Origin of the sequence: Bacillus sp. PSXD-155 (genome assembly GCF_049310765.1) — a bacterium.
GTDB lineage: Bacteria > Bacillota > Bacilli > Bacillales > Bacillaceae_G > Bacillus_A > Bacillus_A cereus.
On the sequence record NZ_JBMOWC010000005.1, the window covers coordinates 212910 to 239032 of the forward strand.

A 26123-nucleotide genomic window follows, 5' to 3' on the forward strand; every position below is an offset into this window, starting at 1 on the left:
TCCTTATCACCTCGTACTTTGTAATTCTTTCTCAAATTGTCCCAGTTTCTCTACTGAACCAAATACTATTATCATATCATGTTCTTGTAGTTTTTCCTGCCCTGTTGGATTATGTATAATATTCCCATTTCTTGAAATCGCTAATATCGTTACATCAAACTGATTCCTTACATTACTCTCTAGTAACGATTTACCGACTAGTATTGAATCTTTGCCAACTAGAATTTCTTCAATGACAAATGACTGTTCTACTCCATACAACACTGTATCAATATAATGAACGGTTAATGGATTTGCAATACCTTTTGCTATATGAATACCTGCCATACTAGATGGATTAATAACCTTATTTGCACCAGCACGCCTTAATTTCTCTTCAGTTTCTGGCTTTTCAGATCTCGCCACAATTTTAATCGTATCGTTTAATCCTCTTGCTGTTAATGTAATAAATACATTTTCGGCATCATTTGCAACAATAGCAACTAAACCAGCTGCTTTTAAAATTCCGGCATTATGTAATACTTGATCTTCCGTTGCATCTCCATGTACAAATAAAAGCTTTTCCTGCTCCAATATACTTTCATCTTTATCAACAACGACAAATGGAATGTTCTTTTCTTGCAATTCATGTACAACTTGAAGCCCCACTCTACCGCAACCACATACTATAATATGATTTTTCAACTGCGCTATTTGTTTATCCATCTTCTTCCTCCGTACTGCATGAAATAAATTCCCTTCAATAATCATAGCTGCCACTACCCCAATTGCATACGTAACAATACCTACACCAACAGGAATAATAAGGAGCGCAAATACTTTCCCTGCTTGCGTTACTGGAACGGCATCTCCGTATCCAACAGTCAATACAGTAATCATCGTCATCCAAAATGCTTGAAACAAACTAATCTCTTCAATTGTCATAAATCCTATCGTTCCTAGAATTACAACAAAAGTCATACATATAACTGCTATCCATAATTGCTTACGTGCATTCATACCGTGTTTCAACTCTTTTCTCTATCTACAATCTTTGCCAGTGGAAATAAAATACGTATATACTAGATACGGAATCTATGAAAGAGGTTGATATAATGAAGACATTTCTTTCCGCCTTACAATGGGCACTATTTATTTTAGCTGGAAGCCTTATTGTACCAATTAGTGTCGCAACTAGTTATGGTCTTGATGGCGCTGAAGCCATTGCATTCGTACAAAGAACATTATTTGTTCTAGGCTTTGCTGGTCTCTTGCAAGCTATATTTGGGCATAAACTTCCTATTCAAGAAGGTCCTGCTGGCCTTTGGTGGGGAATTTTCTCCCTTTACGCAAGTTTAGGCGTCGTATTATTTGGATCAAGCAATGAGACACTTAAAGTTCTTCAATATGCTTTCTTATTAAGCGGTATTATTTGTATTATTCTTAGCGTTTTTGGACTTATTGATAAACTCGTTCGCTATTTTACACCGACAGTCATTGGAACGTATTTATTTCTTCTTGTCGCGCAACTCAGTGGCTCCTTCTTAAAGGGAATGTTTGGCCTTGATGGAAAACATACAGAAGTACAACCTAACGTATTTATTCTTTCACTCATTGTTATTTTACTATCCTTTTTCATCATGAAGCTACCTATTATTGGACAATATTCCGTTCTTTTCAGTATCATATGCGGCTGGATATTATTCGCATGCTTCGGATTATCTAATCCAATAACACCAGTGACAGACATAATTCGTTTTCCGTCCTTATTTGTTTTCGGCATGCCTCGTGTTGAATGGAACATGGTAATTACGGTCATATTTGTTACACTCTTACTTCTAACAAATATGTTAGCAAGTATTCGCGTTGTACAAAAGGTTGTCTCTAAATATGAAGAAAATGCTGCATCAGATCGTTTTAAACAAGCCGGCATTATAACAGGAATCAACCAATTGCTAGGCGGCCTGTTTTCAGCTATTGGACCTGTCGCTATTTCTGGATCAGCAGGTTTTATTGCAACGACTAATATTTATAAACGTCTCCCTTTTATATTAGGGTCAAGCTTTATTATTGTCGTTAGTATATTCCCAAAGATTACTTCATTCTTTGCAGCGATCCCTGTTGCAGTTGGTTATGCCGCTATTTATCCTGTATTCGCAAGCATGATTGGCCTCGCCTTTCGAGAATACGAAACTGTCCAGGATAAAGAACAATTATTTAAAGTAGCCGGTCTTTCAATCTTCACAGGAGTCGGAGTTATGTTTGTTCCAGCAGGAGCATATTCCACACTTCCACCATTTCTAGCATCGTTTTTAAGTAACGGTCTCGTTCTTGGATCTGTAATGGCCATTTTGCTAGAAATACTATTTTCTCGTTCCACAGCAAAACAAATATCGTAAATTGGAAAACTTCCATTATTGCACTCTACCTTTAGAGTTGTTACGATAAAATCAAACTTGAATCATTGGGGTTTTATCCATCCCCAATGATTATTAACCGATATTATGAGCAACACACTCATAATGATTTATCTACTTCTTTTCAAAGAGGTTTGATGTCTTACTATTATTCCTCAACATCTTCATGAACATGTATTTTGATTTCAATTAAAGAAAGGAATTTTCTATATGACTTATAAAATGATTGTTTTAGATTTAGATGATACTTTATTACGTGATGACCATACTATTTCACCTCGTACGAAAGAAGCGTTAATGACTGCACAAGAGCAAGGGGTAAAGGTTGTACTTGCTTCTGGACGTCCAACGTTTGGTATGCGCAATGTAGCCAAAGAACTTCGCTTAGAAGAATACGGCAGTTTCATTCTATCTTTTAATGGCGCAAAAATTATTAACTGTAAAACAAACGAAGAAATCTTTAGTAGTACACTATCTCCTGAAATCGTTCACAACCTATTTGAAATTAGTAAAACTGAAGATGTATGGATTCATACTTATATGGGCGATGATATCGTAACGGCAGAAAATAATCCTTATACTGAAATTGAGGGCGATATTACTGGTATGCCAATTGTTGTAGTAGATGACTTTAAAGCCGCAGTTAAAGAGCCTGTAGTAAAAGTATTAATGAATAAAGAAGCTGAACGCCTTGTTGAAGTTGAAAAGAAACTTCAACAACAACTAGAAGGCCAATTAAGCGTGATGCGTTCGAAACCATTCTTCTTAGAATTTACTGAAGCCGGTGTTACAAAAGGAACGAGCTTAAACAAACTGATTCAAAAGCTTGGCATTAAGCGTGAAGAAGTTATCGCAATGGGCGATAGTTATAACGACCAAGCAATGATTGAATTTGCTGGTCTTGGTGTTGCAATGGGCAATGCACCTGATGATATTAAAGAAATTGCAAACTACGTAACAGATACAAATATGAATGATGGTGTCGCAAAAGTTGTAGAGAAATTCGTTTTAAAAACGGATGTACTTGTTTAATATTTTCATTCACAAAACCTATTTGAAGTCAAATACTTCAAATAGGTTTTTATTTAAATTCTCATGCTTTTGTGACTATATTTTGAACTTTGCACTATTCTCGTAGTGTAAACTTTCTTTTTGTATATAATGAAACAAAATAGACTATTTTATTTTGAAAAAGAATACAAATTTACTATATACAAGCATACGTTAAAGGAGGCTACTTTATGTTATCTACACCAATCGGACGATTAAGAGCAATTGGACTAGTTGAGGGTATTTCTTTCCTATTACTATTATTTGTAGCAATGCCATTGAAATATTTCGCAGGATTTGCAACAGCTGTTAAAATTACAGGCATGGCTCATGGTGTTCTGTTTATTCTATTCATCTTTGCAGTAATTCAAGTAACAATCGTACACCGTAAATCAATTTTATGGGCACTTGGAGCATTTGTTTCATCAGTTATCCCATTTGGTACTTTTGTACTAGATGCAAAATTAAAGAACGAACAACAATAATAAAAAGGTAGTTAACGACTGTTAACTACCTTTTCTATTTATAAATTTGGAATTTCCCAATCAATTTCTCTTTCTCCCATATTAGCTAAAATCGTATTTACTTTAGAGTATGGCTTACTACCAAAGAAACCACGTCTTGCCGATAATGGGCTTGGATGTACAGATTCGATAATATGATGATTCGGATTCGTAATTAACTTCTTCTTCGCCTGCGCATGGCGCCCCCACAATATGAAAACAACTGGCTTTGCACGTTCGTTCAACAGTTCAATCACACGATCTGTGAAGTGCTCCCACCCTTTTCCCTTATGAGAATTTGCTTCGCCTTGACGAACTGTTAATACGGTATTTAGTAGTAATACTCCTTGTTCCGCCCATTTTACTAAATAACCGTTATTCGGGATTTCATAACCATATTCATCTCGAAGTTCTTTATACATATTTAACAATGATGGTGGTGTTTTAACATCAGGTTGTACAGAAAAACTTAAACCATGCGCTTGATTCGGTCCATGATATGGATCTTGTCCTAAAATAACAACCTTTGTATTTTCATAACTTGTATACTGAAGAGCGTTAAAAATATCTTCTACCTTCGGATAAACAACATGCGTGCTGTACTCTTCTGTCAAAAAACTGGATAGAGTACGATAATACTCTTTCTCAAATTCTGGTGCCAATAATGGTCCCCAATCATTCTTTAAAACATTTTCCATACTGTCACTTCCTGTCTAATTAATTCAACATATCCTGTTTTGTAAATACTAAGAACGAAATAATAAGGGAAACAACTGCCCAAACAGTTAAATTCATCAAAGAAAATCCCATTGATAAGCCTTGTAATGCAGGTAATTTTCCTGATAAATAATCCGTTAATGATAAATTCACGCTAAAAATATATTTCGCACCTTCCCAAGATGTTGCGAACGAGCTTAAGATACCGCCTGCAATTAATGCAGCTAGCATAACGCCCATACCAGCTGGTGTATTACGAATTAAAACAGAGACCATAAATGATATAGTTCCGACAACGATAGCAACAAACCAGGCTAGTCCATACGCCATTAAGATGTATTGCCACTGCGGAATAAGATGCACAAAGTTCGTATTTAACGTTTCCTTATCAATGACGAATCCTGTTAAAACAGGTAAATTCCATCCCGAGTATCCAAATACAAGCCCTGATAATATGTAAGCAAACAAACCTACAAGAAACAGTATGAGCGAAATGAAAAATAACATCGTCACGTATTTACTAAGGAGTATTTTCCAGCGCCGAATCGGCCGCGTAAGTAACATCTTCATTGTCCCATCACTTCGTTCTCCTGAAACGATATCAATAGCGACAATCATTACGAGAAGCGGAATAAACAATGTAATTCCTTGTTCAATAAATGCTCTGACAAAAGTCGGTGCACCCGGTGCCATCGGGTTAATATCATGATCTAAATAATATTGTTGTTGCTCAACTCTTACCTTTAACCAATCACGCCATTCTTCTGGCAACCTAGAATTGTTCAACCGGTTCTGAGAATCAACAATTTGCTGTTGCAATGAAACCTTCCAATCAGTTGTACCGAGTCTTTTTTGTGTCGTTTCTATTTCACGATACTGCGCGTACACAAAAAGCGGGATCAAGATTGCTAAAATAAGCATGACAACAAAAATACGTTTCTTACGGTAAATCTTTTCTGATTCATTTAAAACTAGATTCGCAAATTCACGCATGCTGCTCACCCCTTGTGAGTTCAATAAATAAATCTTCTAGCGTAAATACAAGCTCCTTAACGCTATGTACATCTATTTCATTTTCTACAAATTTTTTATTCCAACTACTTATAGATGCAATATCCATGCGGCATAGTAATCGCTCGCCTTTTACACTCACTTCTCTTATTTCCTCGGCCGCTTCTAGCATATCTTTCGCCTTAGAAATTGGTGTAACAATCCATTCTACACGATCACTTGCTGTTTTAATTAATTCTTCAACCTTGGCAACTGTTATCATCTTTCCTTTATGAATAATAGCAACGCGATCGCATATCATTTGCACTTCACTTAGCAAGTGACTTGAAATAAACACGCTCATATTTTCTTCTTTCACAAGCTTATGTATAAATTCCCTAAGTTCTCTAATCCCTGCTGGATCTAAACCATTCGTTGGCTCATCTAATATAAGCAATTTAGGATTCCCAAGGAGCGCCTGTGCAATTCCAAGGCGTTGTTTCATACCAAGTGAGTACGTTTTTACCTTGTCATGAATTCTTTCATCTAAATGAACCATTTCAGCAATTTCAATAATACGTTCATCTGATATATCACCTAACATACGAGCAAATTGCTTTAAATTTTCCCATCCTGTTAAATATGTATACAACTCTGGGTTTTCAACGATACTCCCAATTTGACGCATCGCTTCTCTGAAATTTTCCTTAATCGAATAACCACCGATAGAAATCTTACCTTCTGTCGCCTTAATCAATCCGACTAACATTCGAATAGTAGTCGTCTTTCCAGCACCGTTTGGTCCTAGGAACCCGAACACTTCTCCTTGCTTTACATCAAAGGAAATATTCTCTACAAGAGTCTTGTTTCCAATTACCTTCTTCAAGTCTCGTACGGAAAGTATCGTCGTCATTTTACCCCTCCTTGTTCTAGTTTTAATTTACTTACAACATTTTGAACTAAACGTTCTGCCATATACGTATAACCTACTTCATTCGGATGAAAATGATCAGAGTATAATAAATCTTTCCCGCGGTTTTGGAATAAATCAAATGTCGGTGTAATATACACATTTTTATCGTTTAGCGCTAACTTCTCTAAAGATGCATTCCAGTCCACAACAATGTTTGAAGACCCTTTTAAATCTTCTACATCTTCAAAAGGATTGTATAAACCAAGCCAAAAAATCGGACTATTTGCATTTAATTTACGAATTTCTTCTATAATTTTCTTTGCTTCATTTTGAAACGTTTCTGTATCAGGACGATACGTCTCTAAATCTATTTTCCCGAGCGATTCCCAGCCTGGGAACAAATCATTCCCGCCAATCGTTAACACGATTACATCTGCTTGCTTAATTGAATATTGAGCGCCACTACTCTCAATTTGTTTTAATAAATCGGGCATTTTTGCACCACTAACTGCTAAATTTGTTAATGCAATTTTTTGCTTATAATCTTTTTGTAAATCCTCTTTCATTCGCCCAACATAGCCAATTCCTTCTTTATCACCAACGCCACGCGTTAATGAATCACCTAAACTAACGATTTGTAACGTTCCCGTTTTCTTTTTCTCTTTTGCCACTACATCGGTCTTTTTAATTAAATTTGAAGCTTTCGGATTTAATACATCATTTACACCTGAAACAAAGCCATATGCAAATAAACAGAAAGATGCAATTGTAATGAGTAGAATTACTTTTACTACTTTTGATCTCATATCAAAACCCCTTTTAGCCCTCATAGATTGTCCATAATTATACCAAACGAAATTTTGAAAAGCGATTTTCACACCTTCTCAATTATGTCGTTTCTCTATCTACTAACTCTGGTAATAACTCTACATGCTTCACATCTAATTTCTCTTCATTAATCTTTTCATATAATAATTCAAACGCTTTCACTCCAACGTTTTTACTAGAATGCGAAATCGTCGTTATACCCAATATATCTGCCACCTCTTGATCATCACACCCGATAATCGTAATATCCTCTGGAATACGAATTCCTTGTTTTTTTGCTTCTGTAACCATCCCCGCTGCAATATGGTTACAAGATACAAGGAACGCCGTCGGTTTTACTGACATATGAGCCCATTCTCTAATTACATTGCGTCCATCTTCCACTGTAAAACATCCCTCAAATTTCCAGGTCTCTAACGGTGTTACGATACTCTGTTGCAGCGAATCTTCGTATGCCTTCTTTCGTCTTTGGCTATTAACGCTATTACTTCTTCCAATACAATATCCAATACGTGTATGACCGGCATCTATTAAGCTTTTCATCCCACGTGAAAATACTTTGTAGTAATCGATATGGACACTTGAAATATACTTCGAATCTATTTCTTCACACATAACAATCGGGCCGAATTTCGTATATTCTTCAAGCTTCTCTTTACTATTTGTCCGAGAACAAATAATAACCCCATCAAGCTTTTTCATTTTTAACATATTTAAAATTTCTAGTTCTCTTTCTTCGCTATAATTTGTCTGGCAAAGCATCATATTATAATTATTCTTTGCTGTTTCTTTTGATATCCCCTCGATAATAGCACTATAATATTGATCATTTACGTGTGGCAATAAAACGCCAATTACATTCGTTTTTCCTTTCACTAAATGAATTGCATTCACGTTTTGCGTGTAATTTAATTTTTCTATAATTGCTAAAATTTCTTTTCGTTTCTGTTCATTTACGTACGGATGATTATTTAGTACACGTGAAACAGTTGAAACAGATACTCCAGCAAGTTCAGCAATCTTTCTTATATTTGTCATCTCATTTTCCCCTTCTCACAAAAAGTCTCCCTTGACCTGGTAAGCTTTCCACAATATATCCTTTCCTAGCAAATACATTTAGAAAGGATATACAACTATGCTTCGATTCAAATTAGAATATATATTTTTCATTGGCGGTTTACTCATTCTTGCCATCGGTATTAATATGATGACAACAATTACTTCCTTTGGACTTAGTCCTTATGATTCCTTCTTTATTGCACTATATCAAAATTTTGGGATAAGCATTGGTTTTTGGATTTTCATGATTAACTTTGCCTTTACACTTATCGTACTCTTTTGGAATAAAAAACAAATTACAATCGGTACAATTGTAACGATGGTTCTTATTTCTCTTTTTGTTGATTGGATTGGTTCCATTACAACTATTATGGACGCTATCCGCTCTCTTCCAAAATATATAACACTTATTTGCGGAAATCTATTCGTTGGAGCTGGAATTGGTCTTTACGTCTCTACAAACCTTTGCGCAGCGCCTCAAGAAGCTTTCGTTTTAACGGTTGCTGAAAAGAAAAAATGGACGTTTAGAAGAACAGAGATTTCATTAGCCTTTTTATTTTTAACGTTAAGCTTTTTATTAGATGGACCTATCTATTTTGGAACAATCATCTTATCCTTTACAACAGGCTGGATTATCCAAGCATTTATTCAAGTTGGTACGCAGATTTTAAATAGAAAAGAGCCTATTAAGCAAGCTGCTTAATAGGCTCTTTCTGTTTTATGGTAAGAGATACTACTTAGCATCCCCTTCAATTCGATAGTTCGCTTTCAAACAATCGATTTCTTCATACCCTTGCAACGTATGTAGAATATAATCATAATCAGCAAGAGACGCACGATGCGTTACAATTACAATTTCAGCCTTTCCTTTCTCTTCAAGCGGCATTTGAATAATCTTTTCAAAGCTAACGCCACGCTCAGAGAACAATGAAGTAATTTTTGCAAATACACCAATTTCGTCTTTTACATGAAGTCTTAAAAACTTTTTCACGACAATTTCGTCTGGCTCTTTTAATACTTTTTGATATTGTGGGACTACAGCACTATTTCCTGTTACCCCTAATCTAATATTTTGCATTACAGCAACTAAATCCGAAACAACAGCTGTCGCTGTCGGTAAACTTCCTGCGCCTGGTCCATAAAACATCGTTTCTCCAACTGCTTCACCGTACACATACACAGCGTTATATTCATTTTGTACTGCCGCAAGAGGATGTGTATTTGGAAGTAAAGTTGGTTCAACTGTAACCTCCAATTTTTCACCATCTCGTTTTGCAAGACCGATTAATTTAATTGTATAACCTAAGCTCTTACTGTATTCAATATCTTCCTCTGTAATAGAGGTAATCCCTTTTACTTTCACATCTCCAAGCTCTACATTTGTAGAGAAACCGAGAGTAGCTAAAATCGTCATTTTTCTTGCTGCATCTAAACCTTCTACGTCTGATGTTGGATCTGCTTCTGCAAATCCAAGTTGTTGGGCTTCTTTTAACACGTCGTTATATGCTCTCCCTTCGTCTGACATTTTCGTCAAAATAAAATTTGTCGTTCCATTTACAATTCCCATTACTTTCGTAATAAGATCTGAAGAAAGTCCTTCTACGATACTGCGTAAAATTGGAATTCCTCCTGCCACACTCGCCTCATAGAATAAATCAGCCTTATTATCTTTTGCTGTCGCTAATAATTCAGCTCCATGTAATGCCATTAAGTCTTTATTTGCAGTTACAACATGCTTTCCGCTTTTTAAAGCTTGTAAAATATATGATTTTGCATCATCAATGCCACCCATCACTTCGATGACAACATCAATATTTGGATTATCTAAAATTTCATTTGCATCTTGTGTTAATAGAGTAGAAGGTACCTCTACCTCTCTCTCTTTCTCAATGTTTTGCACTAATACTTTCGTTACCTTAACTGGACAACCTACTTGGTGTATGAGTCGTTCTTGATGATCCGTAATAATACGAACCACACCACTGCCAACTGTCCCAAGACCTAATAACCCAACTTGAATTTCTTTCATAGTACTGTCCACCCCTCAAAAATTGTGTTTAGATGAAATTATATGAGTAAAAAATCTGAAAAACAATGTATTTTGAACATTCGGAAAAATATAAGTTAATCTTTACAAGGAAAACGTTGCCACGTGTTACACAATCTTTCTTTACAATATATAAGGGGTTTCTTGATACACGTAATAATTCAACCAATTAGAAAACAATAAATTACCATGACTCCTCCACCTAACAAGCGGCTTTTCATCTGGATTATTATGTTTAAAATAGTTTTTTGGCACATCAATATTTAATCCCTTGTCACGATCTCGTTCGTATTCTTGTTTTAACGTCTCACAACTATATTCGCTATGTCCAAGGGCAAAAACTTGCCTTCCTTCTGGCCCAATAACAAGGTGAACACCTGCTTCTTCAGAGTTTGCTAACAATGTTAATTCTTTCACTTCTCTAATATCATTCTCTCGTACTTCTGTATGACGAGAATGCGGAGCAAAAAACAATTCATCAAATCCTTGTAACAATTTCACATGTTGCTCGCAAACCTCATGTTCAAATACACCGAACATTTTTTCCTTAAGGGGATACTTTGGAACACCATAATGATAGTACAAACCAGCCTGTGCCCCCCAGCAAATATGGAGCGTAGATGTTACATTCGTTTTTGAATACTCCATAATACGTTTAAGCTCTTCCCAATAATCTACTTCTTCAAAAGAAAGAGTTTCAACTGGTGCTCCTGTAATAATGAGCCCATCAAATTTTTCATTTTCAATATCACGAAACGTTTTATAAAAGCTCGTTAAATGGTCCTGCGCTACATTACGAGACAGATGTGATTCCATATGAAGTAAATGAACATCTAATTGCAACGGTGTGTTTCCAATTAAGCGAAGTAATTGTGCCTCTGTGTCTTGCTTCGTTGGCATTAAATTTAATATAGCAATTTTCAAAGCGCGTATATCTTGTGTTTCTGCTCGCTCCTTCGTCATTACAAAAATATTTTCTTTTTGCAACACTTTGCGAGCCGGTAAATCTTTATCAATTATGATCGGCATGTGTTTTGCCTCCAACTAGAGCTGCTTCCAAATCTGCAATAATATCAGAAACATCTTCTATACCAACCGATAAACGAATTAAATCAGATGTAACACCAGCTAAACGCTGATCTTCAGCATTTAATTGTCTATGCGTCGTACTAGCGGGATGTATAACGCAAGTTCGTGCATCAGCTACGTGTGTTACAAGAGTTGCTAGTTTTACATTTGCGATAAATTCTTTTGCTGCTTCTAATCCCCCTTTAATACCAAATGTTAAAACCCCACTAGCACCTTTTTTCAAATACTTTTGTGCTAACGAGTAATTTTCATTACTATCTAATCCCGGATAATTCACCCATTCAATACGTTCATGATTAGCAAGCCACTTAGCAACTGCCAGAGCATTTTCGCTATGACGCTCCATTCGTAAATGCAAAGTCTCTAAGCCAATATTGCTAATATATGCATTGAATGGGCTCATACAATTTCCATAATCTCTTAATAGTTGAACACGTGCTTTCACAATATATGCTGCTGCACCAAAGTTTTGAACGTAACTTACACCGTGATAACTTGGATCTGGTTCAACAAGCTCAGGATATTTTCCATTTGTCCAATCAAAGTTTCCACCGTCAATTACAATACCGCCTAAAGAGCTCGCATGCCCATCGATATATTTAGTCGTAGAATGAACAATAATATTTGCCCCATATTCAAACGCTTGGCATAAATAAGGAGTTGCTAATGTATTATCAACGATAAAAGGTACCTCTAATTCTTTAGCGGCAGCTGAAAATTCTTTGAAATTTAAAACATTCATCGCTGGATTTCCTAATGATTCTGCATAGATAAGTTTCGTCTTATCGTTAGCAAGTGCCGTAATTTCATCTGCCGTTAAATTTGGATTAAAGAACGTAACATCAATGCCAAGCTTACGTAAACTCACCCCAAATAAATTAAACGTTCCCCCGTAAACAGTTGAAGAGCAAAGTAAATGATCCCCACTACTACAAATATTTAAAACTGCGAGCATAATAGCTGCTTGCCCAGAAGCCGTTGCAACAGCTCCTACACCGCCTTCTAAATCTGATAACTTCTGCTCAAATGCGGCTAGAGTAGGGTTTCCAATACGCGTATAAATATATCCTTCTGCCTCTAAGTTAAATAGAGATGCTAAATCATCCGAAGTATCGTATTTATAAGTTGTGCTTTGATAAAGTGGTAAAACACGTGGTTCACCATTCTTTGGCGTATAGCCACCTTGCACACAAATCGTTCCTTTTCCCCATGATTCTCCCATCTCTCATTCTCCTTTCTTTTATACAAAATAAAAAACTGCCCCTTTCCTGAAAACAAGAAAGGAGCAGTTTGAAAACACGCTCTAAAGGCTCTTTCTTATCTCTCAGGATTACTACCTGCAGGATTTGGCACAATTCCGTTATACGGCTGTTGCCAAGGTTTCATCGGGCCTGTCCCTCCACCTTTTCTTGATAAGACTATGCAATTACCGTTGATTTTATAGCAATAATTTCCTAATGTCAAACAGTTTTTCTGAATGTTCTAAAATAAATGTTAACAGTTTCATATAAAGCAACAAAAGAAATATATTCTAGTCTATTTCAAAAAAGACCTTTAAAAAACTCAAATCAGTCTATAAAATTAAATAAGTAATTTAACCTATAAATTCAAATTCTCTAAAATTCAGCCTATATGTTGAATAGGCGGTCCTCTCAAAAAGATACTATATATATTCAATCCATTTTCCACTAGTATATTTCACTTTTTCCCTACTGAGATTTACATAACGGAGGTATAACATGACAAATAAAAAAGATATGCAGTACATACTTGCTCTATATGGCATTCTTCTAGGATCTATAGTAGGAGCTACAGTCTGGTTATTTTTAGTCACAATAAATATTGGAATCCACTTTATTTGGGGATACTTGCCTGAAGTTCTCTCTTATCCCTCTTATTACACCCTTTGCGTAACAATAATTGGCGGGGTCCTCGTTGGTCTATCACAAAAATATTTCGGTATATATCCACGCCTTATGCCTGAAGTGATGACTGAATATAAAAAAACTGGTCGAATCGAATATCGCTTTGTCCATCAGGCTACTTTAACAGCGATTATTGTTTTAATTTTCGGAGCTAGTCTTGGTCCAGAAGCCGCACTAGTTGGAATTATAGGCGGACTGTGCACATGGGTAGGGGATCGCTTTAAATTTGCCTTAAAGGGTATGAATGAGCTAACCGAGATTGGAATTGGCGCTACTTTAAGTGTCATTTTTAACGCACCATTATTCGGTTATTTAGCACCGAATGAAAATGAGGGGGAACAAATTGCTGCTTTTTCTAAAGGAAAAAAGGCAATTGTATACTTAGCTACTACTTTCGCAGGTTTTTCTGTTTATTTACTACTGAGTAAACTCGATAATCGTGGATCCTTTATTGTTGATTTCGGGGAAGGTGCACTTTCTTTCAATGAATGGATCGCATTTCTTCCACTTGCTAGTATCGGTGCTATAGTTGGTTTCTTTTATTTCAAGTTAGAATTCACATTAGAGAAGTTAATTCACCCTTTTAGGGAATACAAGCTGACACTCGGAATTATCGGTGGCATTTTATTAGGAATTGCAGGAACTTTTCTTCCGTACACATTATTTTCAGGGGAACATCAATTAAAAGAGTTAGTTGTTGAATGGAGCCATTTATCTTTTTGGATACTACTTCTTTCAGGGATTTTAAAGTTGTGTATTACTGCCGTTTGTTTGAACACAGGGTGGCGGGGTGGACATATATTCCCAATTATATTTTCCGGATCAAGTATTGGATACGCTATAGCATCTATTCTTCCTATAGATCCAGTAGCGTCCGTTGCTATCATAACGACAGCAATTTCGAGCTATGCGTTACGAAAGCCAATAGCTATTACATTGCTATTACTTATGTTTTTCCCGCTTAATTTACTATTGCCAATGCTTGGTGCAGCTGCTATTGGGAATGCCTTTCCACTCCCAAAACATAACGAAAATACAAATTAACAAAAATAGACAGTGTAGACGAAAGCTCCACTGTCTATTTTTTTATTACACATGCTGCTTTAATAACGCTTCTAACTCCTCAAAATTATGCACTTCATATGTCGGTATAATCCCACTATCATTTAACTTCCTTTCTGGATTAAACCAACAAGTATCAATTCCCGCTACATATCCACCTTTAATATCCGCGCTTAATGAATCCCCAATAATCAGTCCTTCTTCAGGTGCAAAGTTAGGAATCCGTTCAAAAACATAATCAAAATACTCTTTCATCGGCTTTTGAAAACCTGTATCTTCCGAAACAAAAACATCTTTAAACAATGAATGTAACCCTGCATTACGCAAACGTTTACCTTGCGTCTTAGAAACACCATTTGTCACTATATACAACTCATACTCCCCTTGAATTTGATTTATAAATTCAAACGCACCTTGCATGAGTTGATTTCCTTCTTCTAAATAGTTACGGTAATTATTTTCGAATAATATTCCATCTACTTCTTCTCCATACTCTTTAAACAACAGAGAGAATCGTGTATTTACAACTTCATTGCGTGATAGTTCCCCTTTTTCAAAAGCATCCCAAAGACCTTTATTTATTTTTTTATAACGAGCCTCTATCTCGTCTGTTAAAGGGATTCCCTTCTCTTCAAAAAGCACCCGTAAAGCCACTTTTTCAGCCTTTTGGAAATCTAATAATGTATCATCTACATCAAATAGCAATGTTTTATATTTTTTCATAAACTCATCACACTCTCTTTTCTACAAAAACAAATTTACATAAATCGTATCATTCCTTCTTGTAAAGATAATAGGAGATATCTCATACTATAAATAGAGGTGAAAATATGAAAATCAGCAAAAATGAGGAAGAAATTTATCAATACATGCAAATCCATCAATTCCATACCCTATTTTCATTTCATGTCTTGCCATATGTAGAGCTACATTCTTTTCAAACGAAAGAGATGATATGTAGCGAAGGAAATACTCTCCCTTATCTCTATTACTTAATTTCTGGGAAGGCAAAAATATATATGAGTCATAAAAACGGGAAGGTTTCATTAATTAATTTTATTCAAGCACCATCTTTTATCGGGGAATTAGGATTAATAGGAGTAGAAAATATTACCAAGTCCATTGAAGTACTAGAAGATTGTGTTTGTTTGGCACTTCCTCTTAAAGATTGTCAGCAACTTTTATTACAAGATGCAACGTTTTTACAGCACCTATGCAAATTTATTGGAGAAAAGACAATTACTCGCACTGAAAATTACGCAAAAAACTATAGTTATCCTTTTGAAAATCGATTAGCTGCTTTTATTTTATTAACAGAACAAAATAATTGTTATATAGAAAAGCATACTGAGGCCTCGGAATATTTAAATGTCAGCTACCGTCATCTTTTATATGTATTAAATCAGTTTTGCCAACAAAATTACTTAAAAAAAGACGGAAGAACCTATTACATACGAGATCGAATTCAATTAAAAAAACTTGCTGATGAACTAAAAATATAAAAAAAGCAGCATTAACGTTTACATGTTAATGCTGCTTTTTCGAGTGACGATTATAATTTTAATTAAAATTTACTTGCTACTTTAGCTGCTTCTTCAAGACCTGTAGCAATGATTTCTTCTGCTTTATCTGGGAATTGGTTATGTCCTTCAATAATTACTGTTTCCATGTTTGTTGCGCCGAAGAAGCCCATCATACTTGCTACATATTTAACAGCCATTTCTACCTCAGCTGCTGGACCTTCTGAATATACGCCGCCTCGTGCATTTAATAATGCAATCTTCTTATCACCGATTAGGCCAACTGGACCCTCTGGCGTGTATTTGAACGTTTTACCAGCACGGTTTAAATAATCAATATATGTGTGTAGCACTGCTGGAATCGTTAAGTTCCATAATGGGAAGCCGAAAACAACTTTATCAGCTTCTAGGAATTGATTTAAATACTTATCAGCAACTGCTACTGCTTTCGCCTCTTCTTCTGTTAAATCAAATCCTTTACCTGCCTTGAATGTACCATTGATCATGTCTACACCTACATATGGTAATTCTTCTTTATATAAATCCAGTTCTACTACTGTATCATTTGGGTGTGCTTCTTTATAGTTTGCTAAAAATGCCTCATATAATTTTACACTAACTGCTTGTTCCGCTGGACGGTTGTTTGCTTTAACGAATAAAACTGTTGCCATTATTTCTTCCTCCTAGTACTCACTCTTATGTTGTTATATGCTTTCAAAAAAGGTATCCCTTGTAATTGTTGTTTTGTTGCTTACAAACATATTTTATCTTTATATCAAGACAATTTCGTCCTCACATAGACGTATTTTTCCATAAAAAAAGTCCACCTTCTAAAGGCGAACTAGGTCTTACGACTTTTGTCTTATACAATTCCATTTTTCACTGCATATAACGCCGCTTGCGTACGATCGGATAAATTTAATTTACTCAAAATGCTACTTACATGCGCCTTAACCGTCTTTTCTGTAATAACTAAAACAGATGCAATTTCCTTATTGCTCATCCCTTTTGCTAATAGTTGCAACACCTCATTTTCTCTCGCTGTTAGCACATCCACTTGAATAGAATGTTCTTCTTCCTTTTCTTCTACAGGTAATGTTTGAGAGAGAAGAGCATTTGCTATATCCGGATGTAATTGAATATTACCTTTATATGCACTTCGAATAGCCTCAACAAGCTGATCCGGTTCTACATCTTTTAAAATATACCCACTTGCTCCAGCCCTTAATGCAGGTAACACATGCGCCTGATCAGAAAAGCTAGTTAATACAATTACTTTCACATTTGGATACTCTTTTTTAATATATGCCGTCGCCTCAACACCATCCATTTCAGGCATATATAAATCCATTAATATAACATCAGGATTTGTTTCTCCTACTTTCACTAACGCTTCTTTCCCATTATTCGCTTCTCCAACTAACTCTAAATCTTCCTGTGTACTTAAGAAAAATGCTAATCCTTTTAAAACGACTGTATGATCATCAACTAACAATACTTTTATTTTCACAAACTTCCCTCATTTTCACATCATAATGGTACATTTACTTTTACGCTCGTTCGTTTATTACTACTTACAATTTTAATTGTTCCACCAACTAATTCTACTCTTTCACGCATCGTAGTCATACCTAGTGATTTCTTTTCTTTTATATTCTTTTCCACAAAGCCCTTTCCTTGATCAACTATTTCTAATGATACATTTTTCTCATTCACTGTAAAATAAATCGTCGCTTCTTTTACACCTGCATGCTTACTTACATTGTTCAGTGCTTCTTGGCCAATGCGCCATAAAGCTTCTTCTACTACACGAGGTAAATCACGAACACCCGTAACTTGCTCCCTAATTTTCAGTCCCAAATTTTCACCGTACTGCTTTAGAGCTGGCAATAATCCTTTTTCTAATCCTGCTGGACGAAGCTGCCAAATTAATGTCCTCATTTCTTTCAAAGCTCCTTGTGCAAGTTCACGCATCTCATGCAAAGATTGATCTACCTTTTCATTTTTACCTTTTAAAACTGCCTCGGCGCCTTTTGTCATGAAGGTTAATGAAAATAATTTTTGCGAAACAGAATCATGTAAATCTCTTGCTAATCGGTTTCTTTCTTCCATTCGTACAAGTTCACGGCGCTGCTCGTTTAACCTCAAATTCTCTATTATTAACGAAACATGGTTTGATAGCGCTTGAATTACATCTATTGTATTAGCATCAAACTCTCCATTATTCAAGCTAACACATAAAACACCAAATATATGGTTTTGAATATGTATTGGCGTAGCAATAACAGTTTGATTTAGATGCACATTATGCCCTATTTGATGTTTTATTAGAACTGGTTCATCTTGCTCTAACGCCTTGTTGGCCGCCTCTTTCACTTCCTCTTGTAACTCTTCCTGAACGTAAGACGCTCGTAAAGATAGTTCCTTTTCCTCCCTAATAAACAGCGCCACTTGATTCCATTGAAATACTTCACCTACGTGATTTACCACCTTTTCAGGTAGTACATTAAACTTATGAATCGTTTTTAAATCTTGAATGAAACGCTCTAATTTCACATAATAATGTGCTCTTCTCTTTTCATTTTCATATAATTTTGTTCGCTTTAAAGCCGTACCAATTTGGAAAGAAACCGATTGGAGTAATACTAATTCTTCTTCCGAAAAATGTGTTTTACCCGGACTTGCAACATTTAACAACCCAAATTTTTCTCCTCCAGCTTTTAAAGGAACCGTAGCATGATGAAGAATGCCCTCCGTATCTCCCCAATTATATTCAATTGCATTATTAATTCTTTTACATTCAATAATATTAACGGCTCTCTCTAATTTCCCATCTACAAAACCCCGTAAACACCAACACTCACCTTCGCACATCGGGCGTTTATTTTCATATGTAAGTGCCTCTGGTAATCGGTAATCAATCAACTTCGTATACTTCCCATTTTCATCTGCAAGAAAAATCCATCCTGTCGTTAAGCCTGTCACACTTAGTAATTTCTCTAGGACAGCTTGCAATACATGATACGTATCATTTGATGTATTTAATGTTTCTGCAATTTCCTTTAATATAACTAATTCATTTGTACGATTATCTCGAAACATACTCAGTCTCCTGCATACAAGATTTTAAATAGCTCTTAAAATAAATCATCTACTTTTCACTTTGTACTTATTCGTAACATTGATATAATGGTGAAAACATAGTTTTCATTATATCACTTGAGGGGGCTTTCATAATGACATTAAATAAAGCACTTACTATCGCTGGTTCTGACACAAGTGGCGGTGCTGGTATACAAGCAGATTTAAAAACATTCCAAGAACTTGGCGTATACGGAATGACATCTCTTACAACAATCGTAACGATGGATCCACATAACGGTTGGGCACATAACGTATTTCCAATCCCAGCTTCTACATTAAAACCACAATTAGAAACAACAATTGAAGGTGTTGGCGTAGATGCTTTAAAAACAGGTATGCTTGGATCAGTAGAAATTATTGAAATGGTTGCAGAAACAATCGAAAAGCACAATTTCAAAAATGTAGTAGTTGACCCTGTTATGGTATGTAAAGGCGCAGATGAAGCATTACATCCTGAAACGAACGATTGCTTACGTGACGTTCTTGTGCCAAAGGCATTAGTTGTAACGCCAAACTTATTTGAAGCTTACCAATTAAGCGGTGTGAAAATTAATTCTCTTGAGGACATGAAAGAAGCAGCGAAGAAAATCCACGCTTTAGGTGCCAAATACGTACTAATTAAAGGCGGAAGCAAACTTGGTACGGAAACTGCAATCGACGTCCTATATGATGGAGAAACATTCGAACTTCTAGAATCAGAAAAAATCGATACAACCAATACACACGGTGCAGGTTGTACATATTCTGCTGCAATTACAGCAGAACTTGCAAAAGGAAAACCTGTGAAAGAAGCAGTAAAAACTGCTAAAGAATTCATCACAGCTGCTATTCGTTACTCATTCAAAATTAACGAATACGTAGGTCCAACTCACCATGGTGCATATCGTAAATTCGTTGTATCAAAAGAACTTGTCTAATATATAAATAAAAACACTCACAAGGTTCATACATTGACTCTGTGAGTGTTTTTTATAAGCTTTATGTCTTCTGGTCATCTTATCTTTAAGATGCAGAGCTGACCTTATTTCTACCATTTCGTTTCGAGTAGTATAACGCATCATCCGCCACTTGAATAAATTGCTCCGGTGATTCTTCATATTCTGAAACCCCTATCGAAACTGTAATTTTTATTTTTGTTCCATCTAACAATTGAAATGGGTGACTTTCAACAGCTGTACGAATTTGCTCGCCCATACAAATTCCGTAAGCTAATCCCTTATTCGGTATCAAAAGCGCAAACTCCTCTCCACCCTTTCGAAAAGCCAAATCTGGAAATTGTGAAGTTTCTTGTAAAATACATCCTACTTGTTTTAACACTTCGTCCCCTGCAGGATGCCCGTACGTATCATTTACATACTTAAAGTGATCAATATCTATAAGGAGTAAACAAAGCGAATCATTTTTCATGTTCTTATTACTAATATGACGATTCATCTCTAAATCAAACTGTCTTACGTTTCCTAAACCTGTCAATGCATCTATCGTTGCGTATTGTTTCATCTTTTGAAATAACTCATTGGATTGTAAAACATAGTTTGTACTTACGAATGTTATGTAACCTGTAGTAATACTTGAAATTAAATATAGTACAACTACAGATATATCATTAAATAATATATACATCGGTACTATCAAAATAGAAAGGCAGTATACGTGTAACCATACTAACTTTAACGTAATCGAAGTTTGTATTCTTGCAATAAAGATAACACCAATTCCACTTAGTAAAATTGTATAGCAAGCCAATTCGGAAGCTAAAGAGTACTCAGTAAAAATTAGCCGAGTAATTAAAATTATAGTAACTGTTATACTACTAGCTACCGGACCTCCAACTATAATTGCCAAAATAACGGCTAAATAACGTAAATCCAACATAATATCTTCAATGTGTACACCAAAATGCATTAACAGTACACCTAATATTCCAGTAAAAATACCGATTACACACTTCTGCAAAAAAGAGAATCCTTCTTTTAACGGCTTATCTCTTAAAAGCTGACCTCCAACAAAAATAAAGGAAATAATAATTGTTGTATTTACAAATAAGTCCCTTAACATAAAATAATCTCCCTACTTTTCCATCTATCCCCTTCCTCACTTTATTGTATACGAAATCCCTATAATTCCCAAAGTTTTTTGTTTATTTTTTTGCTGTTCCACGTGAAACAGCAAAAAAAATAAAAAGGGCGAAAACTCGCCCTTTTTCATTAACAACAGCGTGATATTTTTCCACCCTTTGCGTTAAATCTTGCTTCTTGTGCCTCAGCAAAAAACTGCTTTTGACATACAATCTCTTCTTCTGGATGATGCTTTTTCATATGCTCTACGTATATTTCATAACTTGGTACCCCAACGAGCAAACTAATAAAGCGCTTCCTTTCCCCCCATACTTGCCACAGCTTTTTAAGCATAGTTCCTCGACTCACTTTCATCTCTAGGAATATATGGTGCCTCTTTTAACGGCATTGGCTTATTTCTTAATACTTGTATCCAAATTCGAAGTGCTGAAATTAACACAGCGATTACAACTATCATAAAAATCCCACAAAGCGCTGCATCTATATAATCATTAAAAATAATTTGCTTCATTTGAGTAACATTTTTAGCTGGTGCTAACACTTTCCCTTCATCTAACGCTCCCTGAAACACCTTCGCGTGAGATAGAAATCCGATTTTAGGATTTTCATGAAATAGCTTTTGATAACCAGCTGTCATTGTTACAATAAGCAATCCCACAGTTGGAATAAGTGTTACCCAAACGTACGCCTTTTTCCCCATTTTGAACAAAATTGTCGTTCCAAGTAATAATGCAATACCTGCTAGCATTTGATTTGCAATACCGAAAAGTGGCCATAATGTATTAATTCCACCGAGCGGATCTATTACCCCTTGGTATAAGAAATATCCCCACCCTAATACACATAACGTTGTAGCTATTACATTAGCTAATGTAGAATCTGTTTTCGCAAACGGCTTATATACATGCCCTAAAATATCTTGAATCATAAATCGTCCTACACGAGTTCCTGCGTCAATCGTTGTTAAAATAAATAGGGCTTCAAAAAGAATGGCAAAATGATACCAGAATGCCATCATCGCCGTTCCACCTATTACTTGTGAGAAAATATATGCCATACCTATTGCTAACGTTGGTGCTCCACCTGTACGTGATAAAATTGTTTGCTCTCCAACATTTACAGCAAGTTCTTTTAATTCATTTGGTGTAATAGCAAATCCCCATGAAGAAATAACTTGAGCTGCCTGCGATACATCCGTACCAATAAGTGCCGCCGGACTATTAATCGCAAAATAAGTTCCTGGCGTTAATACACAAGCTGCAATCATTGCCATCGCTGCTACAAACGACTCCATTAACATTGCTCCGTAACCAATTGGCTGTGCATGTCCCTCTTGCTCAATCATTTTTGGAGTTGTACCAGATGAAACGAGAGCATGGAATCCAGAGACCGCACCACAGGCAATCGTAATAAATAAGAACGGGAATAAATTACCGGAGAAAACAGGACCAGTTCCATCAATAAATTGCGAAACTGCTGGCATTTGTAAATTGGGTGCTACAATTAAAATACCTATCGCCAATCCAACGATTGTTCCAACTTTTAAAAATGTACTTAAATAATCACGTGGTGCTAATAGCATCCAAACTGGTAATGCAGATGCAATAAATCCATATACAATAAGCATAATAGCAATTGTTTCACCACTAAATGTGAACATACTTGCAAGTGTTGGGTTTTCTGCTACATACTGTCCTCCAATAAGAGATAAAATAAGTAGGATAATACCAATTACTGACCCTTCTCCAACACGACCAGGCCTAATATAGCGCATATAAACTCCCATTAAAATAGCGATAGGAATCGTTGCTGCTATCGTAAACATTCCCCAAGGACTTCCGATCAGTGCCTTTACTACGACTAACGCTAATACTGCTAATAAAATAATCATAATTCCTAAAATACCTATCATTGCAATTAGTCCTGTAACAGGTCCAATCTCATCCTTAATCATTTCTCCTAACGATTTACCATTACGTCTCATCGAAGCAAATAAAATGACAAAATCTTGAACAGCCCCCGCAACAACTACCCCAACAATAATCCAAATGGTCCCTGGTAAATATCCCATTTGTGCTGCTAAAATCGGTCCTACTAAAGGTCCCGCCCCAGCAATCGCTGCAAAGTGATGTCCAAATAATACCCACTTATTTGTCGGAACATAGTCTTTCCCATCGTTTAATGTATGGGCTGGTGTTTGCCGATTATCATCTAAATTAAAAACCTTTCTCGCTATAAATCTACTATAAAAACGATAAGCAACTGCATATACACATACGGCAGCTACTAAGAGCCATACAGCATTAATGGTTTCACCTTGTGATAAAGCTATTACCCCAAAAGCACCTGCTCCTACTGCTGTAATAACGCCCCAAAGTAAGATCGATTTCAATGTCTTCACATACAATTCCCCCAATACTATTTCTTAGTGGAGATTGTACTAAATTTTCTGAATATTTAACTTGAATCCTCCTTATCATGAAGGATTTTCAGTTTATCATGTTAAAATACTCTCATTACCTACTATAATTCAATGTTATTTCGAAGGCGTTTTACATAATTACGACTGACTGGAATCGGTTGCTCATCATACCTATCTAAATACAAATTATACGTGCCATTATAATAAGGTTTCAGTTCTTTTACATATGACATATTAATTAAATAGCTTTTATGCACACGTAAAAAATCATATGCATTTAGCTTATTTTCTAATTCCTGAAGTGTATATGTTGAAATATACTGATTATTCGTTGTGTAAATTGAAACAGTTTTATTTTCTTTATTTTTACTTACATATACGATATCTTCTGGAAGCATATATCGTATACCTTCTTGACTTTCTATCGGTAGTTTCCGCAAATAACTCTTTGCTTTCTCACCTTGTTCTTTACCTATTTTATATAAAAGAAATTGTAAATCTTCTTCACGAAATGGTCGTAATAAATAATAAAATGCTTGGAAACGAAAAGCTGTAATAGATTCCTCTATGTTTTCACCTACAAAAATAAATTTTGTATAGCAATTTATTTCTCGTAATAAACTTGCATATTCAAAACCAGTACCATCTAGTAATTTGGAACTTAAAAAAACAAAGTCTGGTATATGTTTTTTCATCATAAATAAAGATTCTGTTCCTGTCTTTGCTTCAAAACATTCTACATTTCTCATATTTTCAGTGAAATTTTCAGCTAACTCTCTTCTCTCTTCTGCCTCTTCCATGATCAGTAAAATTTTCATTTCTTCAACCACCTAATTCTTTGTCCATATGTCCTGCTGTATACATTCGCTTTTATAAGAAATAATCCCTTTTTCTTACTATACCATTATTTATCTAAAAAAACAGAAAAAAGGAAACCCCTTCGGTTTCCTCTCCCCCTTTATCCTACATTAACTGCCTAGAAAGAACCAAGTAGTGTAGGGTAATAAACGATCAGGCATACATTTAAAATTTCACTTTATACTAATTCTCGTTGCTTCGTTTCTTGTCCAAGTATTACTACAGCGAATACACCAATTAAAATTGATCCGCAGAAAATCGTAAATATTAATGATAGTGAAGCTTCTGAGGCAACTAAATACCCCACTAATAGTGGTCCAAGAATACCACCAATACGCCCAAACGCTGCTGCCATTCCTGCACCTGTACCACGAATAACGGTTGGATACTGCTCAGGTGTATAGGCGTATAATGCTCCCCAAGCACCTAAGTTAAAGAAGGATAGTAACATACCTGCCACGATTAATACTGTTAATGAATCCGCAACCCCAAACAAATAGGCACTGCAAGCTGTCCCGATTAAATACGTAACCAAAACAAATTTACGACCGAGACGTTCAATAAACCAAGCAGCGGTGAAATACCCTGGAAGTTGAGCTAACGTCATAATAAGTACGTATTGGAAACTTTTTATTAAACTAAACCCTTTTAGCACCATTACACTCGGTAACCAAAGGAACATTCCATAGTAGGAAAAGACAACACAAAACCATAGAATCCATAGCATAATTGTTGCTTTACGATATTCCCCAGACCAAACTGATTTTATATTTTCAATAACAGATGGTCTTCTTTCCACTTTTTGGAACCTTGGGGAATCCGGTAAATTCCATCTTAAATATAAAGCATATAGTGCTGGAACTGCACTCAATACCATCGCAACTTCCCAACCATATTTCGGAATAACAAAATACGAGATAAGAGCTGCAATTAACCATCCACCTGCCCAAAAACTTTCTAATAACACAACAATTTTCCCACGCTCATGTGCTTCAACACTCTCTGATACTAGTGTAGAGGCAACCGGAAGCTCTCCGCCAAGCCCCATACCAATTACAAAGCGTAAAACGAGAAACATCGCGAGTGTCGTCGTTAACGCAGTTAAACCACTACCGATAGAAAATAATAATAATGTAATAATAAAGACTGATTTTCGCCCTATTTTATCTGATAGTATCCCAAAAATAAGCGCTCCTACTGCCATACCGATTGAGTTAATACTACCTATCCAGCCCATTTCCTGGCTCGTTAATCCCCAATCCTTTTGCAAGGCTACCATTACAAATGAAAGCATTCCAACATCCATTGCATCAAATAGCCATCCAAGCCCAGCTATACCAAGTAGTTTGCGCTTCGAAATTTCTTTTACCTTGCCCACTAGAAGTCCTCCTCACACAGGTGTCTTTACACATCATTTTACATGTGTGAATTGTATAAGTAAAATACTTTTGTGTAAAAAATTTCTCCTTCATCATTCCCAAAAAGTAAAACGTCTATCCCGATTGGTGAGGGCTAATAATCA

General features: G+C 35.8%; 25 protein-coding genes and 1 riboswitch. Of the genes, 7 read left to right on the forward strand and 18 right to left on the reverse strand.

Going from position 1 to position 26123, the window contains the following annotated elements; all coding sequences use genetic code 11:
* Nucleotides 1-6: 6 nt before the first annotated feature.
* Complete coding sequence (locus tag ACO6VI_RS07580; RefSeq protein WP_000993985.1) at nt 7-999, reverse strand: potassium channel family protein; 993 nt, start codon at nt 997-999, stop codon at nt 7-9.
* 95 nt (nt 1000-1094) lie between these two features.
* On the opposite strand from ACO6VI_RS07580, the gene ACO6VI_RS07585 reads away from it, so the two are divergent.
* From ACO6VI_RS07585 to ACO6VI_RS07595, 3 genes are all read left to right on the forward strand, one after another.
* The gene (locus tag ACO6VI_RS07585) at nt 1095-2378 is read left to right on the forward strand and encodes a purine/pyrimidine permease (protein WP_000847031.1); all 1284 of its coding nucleotides are present in this window, start codon (nt 1095-1097) and stop codon (nt 2376-2378) included.
* 228 nt (nt 2379-2606) lie between these two features.
* Nucleotides 2607-3428 (forward strand): Cof-type HAD-IIB family hydrolase, encoded by an 822-nt coding sequence (locus ACO6VI_RS07590; protein WP_161520354.1) that lies wholly within the window; start codon nt 2607-2609, stop codon nt 3426-3428.
* Nucleotides 3429-3637: 209 nt separating this feature from the next.
* Nucleotides 3638-3931, forward strand: coding sequence for a DUF3817 domain-containing protein (locus tag ACO6VI_RS07595; RefSeq protein ID WP_000953396.1), 294 nt, complete (start codon nt 3638-3640; stop codon nt 3929-3931).
* Between the two features lie 38 nt (nt 3932-3969).
* Here the strand turns inward: ACO6VI_RS07595 and ACO6VI_RS07600 are convergent, their stop codons facing one another.
* Genes ACO6VI_RS07600 through ACO6VI_RS07620 form a run of 5 tightly spaced genes read right to left on the reverse strand, consistent with a single transcriptional unit; the run spans nt 3970 to nt 8435 of the window.
* Nucleotides 3970-4647, reverse strand: coding sequence for a uracil-DNA glycosylase (locus tag ACO6VI_RS07600; RefSeq protein ID WP_000432541.1), 678 nt, complete (start codon nt 4645-4647; stop codon nt 3970-3972).
* Between the two features lie 19 nt (nt 4648-4666).
* Nucleotides 4667-5659 (reverse strand): ABC transporter permease subunit, encoded by a 993-nt coding sequence (locus ACO6VI_RS07605; RefSeq protein WP_001206475.1) that lies wholly within the window; start codon nt 5657-5659, stop codon nt 4667-4669.
* The gene (locus tag ACO6VI_RS07610) at nt 5652-6569 is read right to left on the reverse strand and encodes an ABC transporter ATP-binding protein (RefSeq protein WP_000207730.1); all 918 of its coding nucleotides are present in this window, start codon (nt 6567-6569) and stop codon (nt 5652-5654) included. Before ACO6VI_RS07610 ends, ACO6VI_RS07605 begins: the two co-directional genes overlap by 8 nt.
* Complete coding sequence (locus tag ACO6VI_RS07615; protein WP_015055217.1) at nt 6566-7447, reverse strand: SGNH/GDSL hydrolase family protein; 882 nt, start codon at nt 7445-7447, stop codon at nt 6566-6568. The genes ACO6VI_RS07610 and ACO6VI_RS07615 overlap by 4 nt, the downstream gene beginning before the upstream one ends.
* 10 nt (nt 7448-7457) lie before the next feature.
* Nucleotides 7458-8435: a LacI family DNA-binding transcriptional regulator gene (locus ACO6VI_RS07620; protein ID WP_000181998.1), complete on the reverse strand. Its 978-nt coding sequence runs from the start codon at nt 8433-8435 to the stop codon at nt 7458-7460.
* A 97-nt stretch (nt 8436-8532) separates the two neighbouring features.
* Here ACO6VI_RS07620 and ACO6VI_RS07625 point away from each other — a divergent pair, with 97 nt between their 5' ends.
* Nucleotides 8533-9159 (forward strand): YczE/YyaS/YitT family protein, encoded by a 627-nt coding sequence (locus ACO6VI_RS07625; protein ID WP_000943411.1) that lies wholly within the window; start codon nt 8533-8535, stop codon nt 9157-9159.
* A 30-nt stretch (nt 9160-9189) separates the two neighbouring features.
* Here ACO6VI_RS07625 and ACO6VI_RS07630 read toward each other — a convergent pair whose 3' ends face one another.
* The 3 genes from ACO6VI_RS07630 to ACO6VI_RS07640 form a co-directional block, all read right to left on the reverse strand.
* On the reverse strand, nt 9190-10485 hold the full coding sequence (locus tag ACO6VI_RS07630; RefSeq protein ID WP_000659109.1) for a homoserine dehydrogenase: 1296 nt from the start codon (nt 10483-10485) through the stop codon (nt 9190-9192).
* 141 nt (nt 10486-10626) lie between these two features.
* The gene (gene metA, locus ACO6VI_RS07635; protein ID WP_001121531.1) at nt 10627-11532 is read right to left on the reverse strand and encodes a homoserine O-acetyltransferase MetA; all 906 of its coding nucleotides are present in this window, start codon (nt 11530-11532) and stop codon (nt 10627-10629) included.
* Entirely contained in the window at nt 11516-12814 is a 1299-nt protein-coding gene (locus tag ACO6VI_RS07640; protein ID WP_422423106.1) for a bifunctional O-acetylhomoserine aminocarboxypropyltransferase/cysteine synthase, read from the reverse strand. Before ACO6VI_RS07640 ends, metA begins: the two co-directional genes overlap by 17 nt.
* A gap of 92 nt (nt 12815-12906) precedes the next feature.
* A riboswitch (SAM riboswitch) is annotated at nt 12907-13011 on the reverse strand.
* 320 nt (nt 13012-13331) lie between these two features.
* On the opposite strand from ACO6VI_RS07640, the gene ACO6VI_RS07645 reads away from it, so the two are divergent.
* Entirely contained in the window at nt 13332-14561 is a 1230-nt protein-coding gene (locus ACO6VI_RS07645; RefSeq protein WP_422423108.1) for a chloride channel protein, read from the forward strand.
* Nucleotides 14562-14606: 45 nt separating this feature from the next.
* Here the strand turns inward: ACO6VI_RS07645 and ACO6VI_RS07650 are convergent, their stop codons facing one another.
* Nucleotides 14607-15302 carry a YjjG family noncanonical pyrimidine nucleotidase gene (locus ACO6VI_RS07650; protein WP_023523597.1) on the reverse strand — a complete coding sequence of 232 codons (696 nt, stop codon included), beginning with the start codon at nt 15300-15302 and terminating at the stop codon, nt 14607-14609.
* Between the two features lie 107 nt (nt 15303-15409).
* Between ACO6VI_RS07650 and ACO6VI_RS07655 the strand changes: the two genes are divergently transcribed.
* A complete protein-coding gene (locus tag ACO6VI_RS07655; RefSeq protein ID WP_098276858.1) occupies nt 15410-16081 on the forward strand; it encodes a transcriptional regulator YeiL in 672 nt (223 codons plus the stop codon).
* Nucleotides 16082-16143: 62 nt separating this feature from the next.
* On the opposite strand, the gene ACO6VI_RS07660 is transcribed toward ACO6VI_RS07655, so the two are convergent.
* From ACO6VI_RS07660 to ACO6VI_RS07670, 3 genes are all read right to left on the reverse strand, one after another.
* Nucleotides 16144-16770: an FMN-dependent NADH-azoreductase gene (locus ACO6VI_RS07660; protein ID WP_000246722.1), complete on the reverse strand. Its 627-nt coding sequence runs from the start codon at nt 16768-16770 to the stop codon at nt 16144-16146.
* Between the two features lie 191 nt (nt 16771-16961).
* Nucleotides 16962-17609, reverse strand: coding sequence for a response regulator (locus tag ACO6VI_RS07665; protein WP_000695798.1), 648 nt, complete (start codon nt 17607-17609; stop codon nt 16962-16964).
* Between the two features lie 20 nt (nt 17610-17629).
* Entirely contained in the window at nt 17630-19201 is a 1572-nt protein-coding gene (locus tag ACO6VI_RS07670; protein ID WP_023523599.1) for a GAF domain-containing sensor histidine kinase, read from the reverse strand.
* A 134-nt stretch (nt 19202-19335) separates the two neighbouring features.
* Here ACO6VI_RS07670 and pdxK point away from each other — a divergent pair, with 134 nt between their 5' ends.
* Nucleotides 19336-20160 carry a pyridoxine/pyridoxal/pyridoxamine kinase gene (gene pdxK, locus ACO6VI_RS07675; RefSeq protein WP_000174259.1) on the forward strand — a complete coding sequence of 275 codons (825 nt, stop codon included), beginning with the start codon at nt 19336-19338 and terminating at the stop codon, nt 20158-20160.
* An 85-nt stretch (nt 20161-20245) separates the two neighbouring features.
* Here the strand turns inward: pdxK and ACO6VI_RS07680 are convergent, their stop codons facing one another.
* From ACO6VI_RS07680 to ACO6VI_RS07700, 5 genes are all read right to left on the reverse strand, one after another.
* Nucleotides 20246-21301 carry a GGDEF domain-containing protein gene (locus ACO6VI_RS07680; protein ID WP_422423112.1) on the reverse strand — a complete coding sequence of 352 codons (1056 nt, stop codon included), beginning with the start codon at nt 21299-21301 and terminating at the stop codon, nt 20246-20248.
* 149 nt (nt 21302-21450) lie between these two features.
* On the reverse strand, nt 21451-21654 hold the full coding sequence (locus ACO6VI_RS07685; protein ID WP_000914502.1) for a YbdD/YjiX family protein: 204 nt from the start codon (nt 21652-21654) through the stop codon (nt 21451-21453).
* Nucleotides 21647-23722 carry a carbon starvation protein CstA gene (gene cstA / locus ACO6VI_RS07690; protein WP_016513279.1) on the reverse strand — a complete coding sequence of 692 codons (2076 nt, stop codon included), beginning with the start codon at nt 23720-23722 and terminating at the stop codon, nt 21647-21649. The genes ACO6VI_RS07685 and cstA overlap by 8 nt, the downstream gene beginning before the upstream one ends.
* A gap of 122 nt (nt 23723-23844) precedes the next feature.
* A complete protein-coding gene (locus ACO6VI_RS07695; RefSeq protein ID WP_000698259.1) occupies nt 23845-24561 on the reverse strand; it encodes a LytR/AlgR family response regulator transcription factor in 717 nt (238 codons plus the stop codon).
* Nucleotides 24562-24779: 218 nt separating this feature from the next.
* A complete protein-coding gene (locus tag ACO6VI_RS07700; protein ID WP_098033479.1) occupies nt 24780-25979 on the reverse strand; it encodes an MFS transporter in 1200 nt (399 codons plus the stop codon).
* Nucleotides 25980-26123 lie beyond the last annotated feature (144 nt).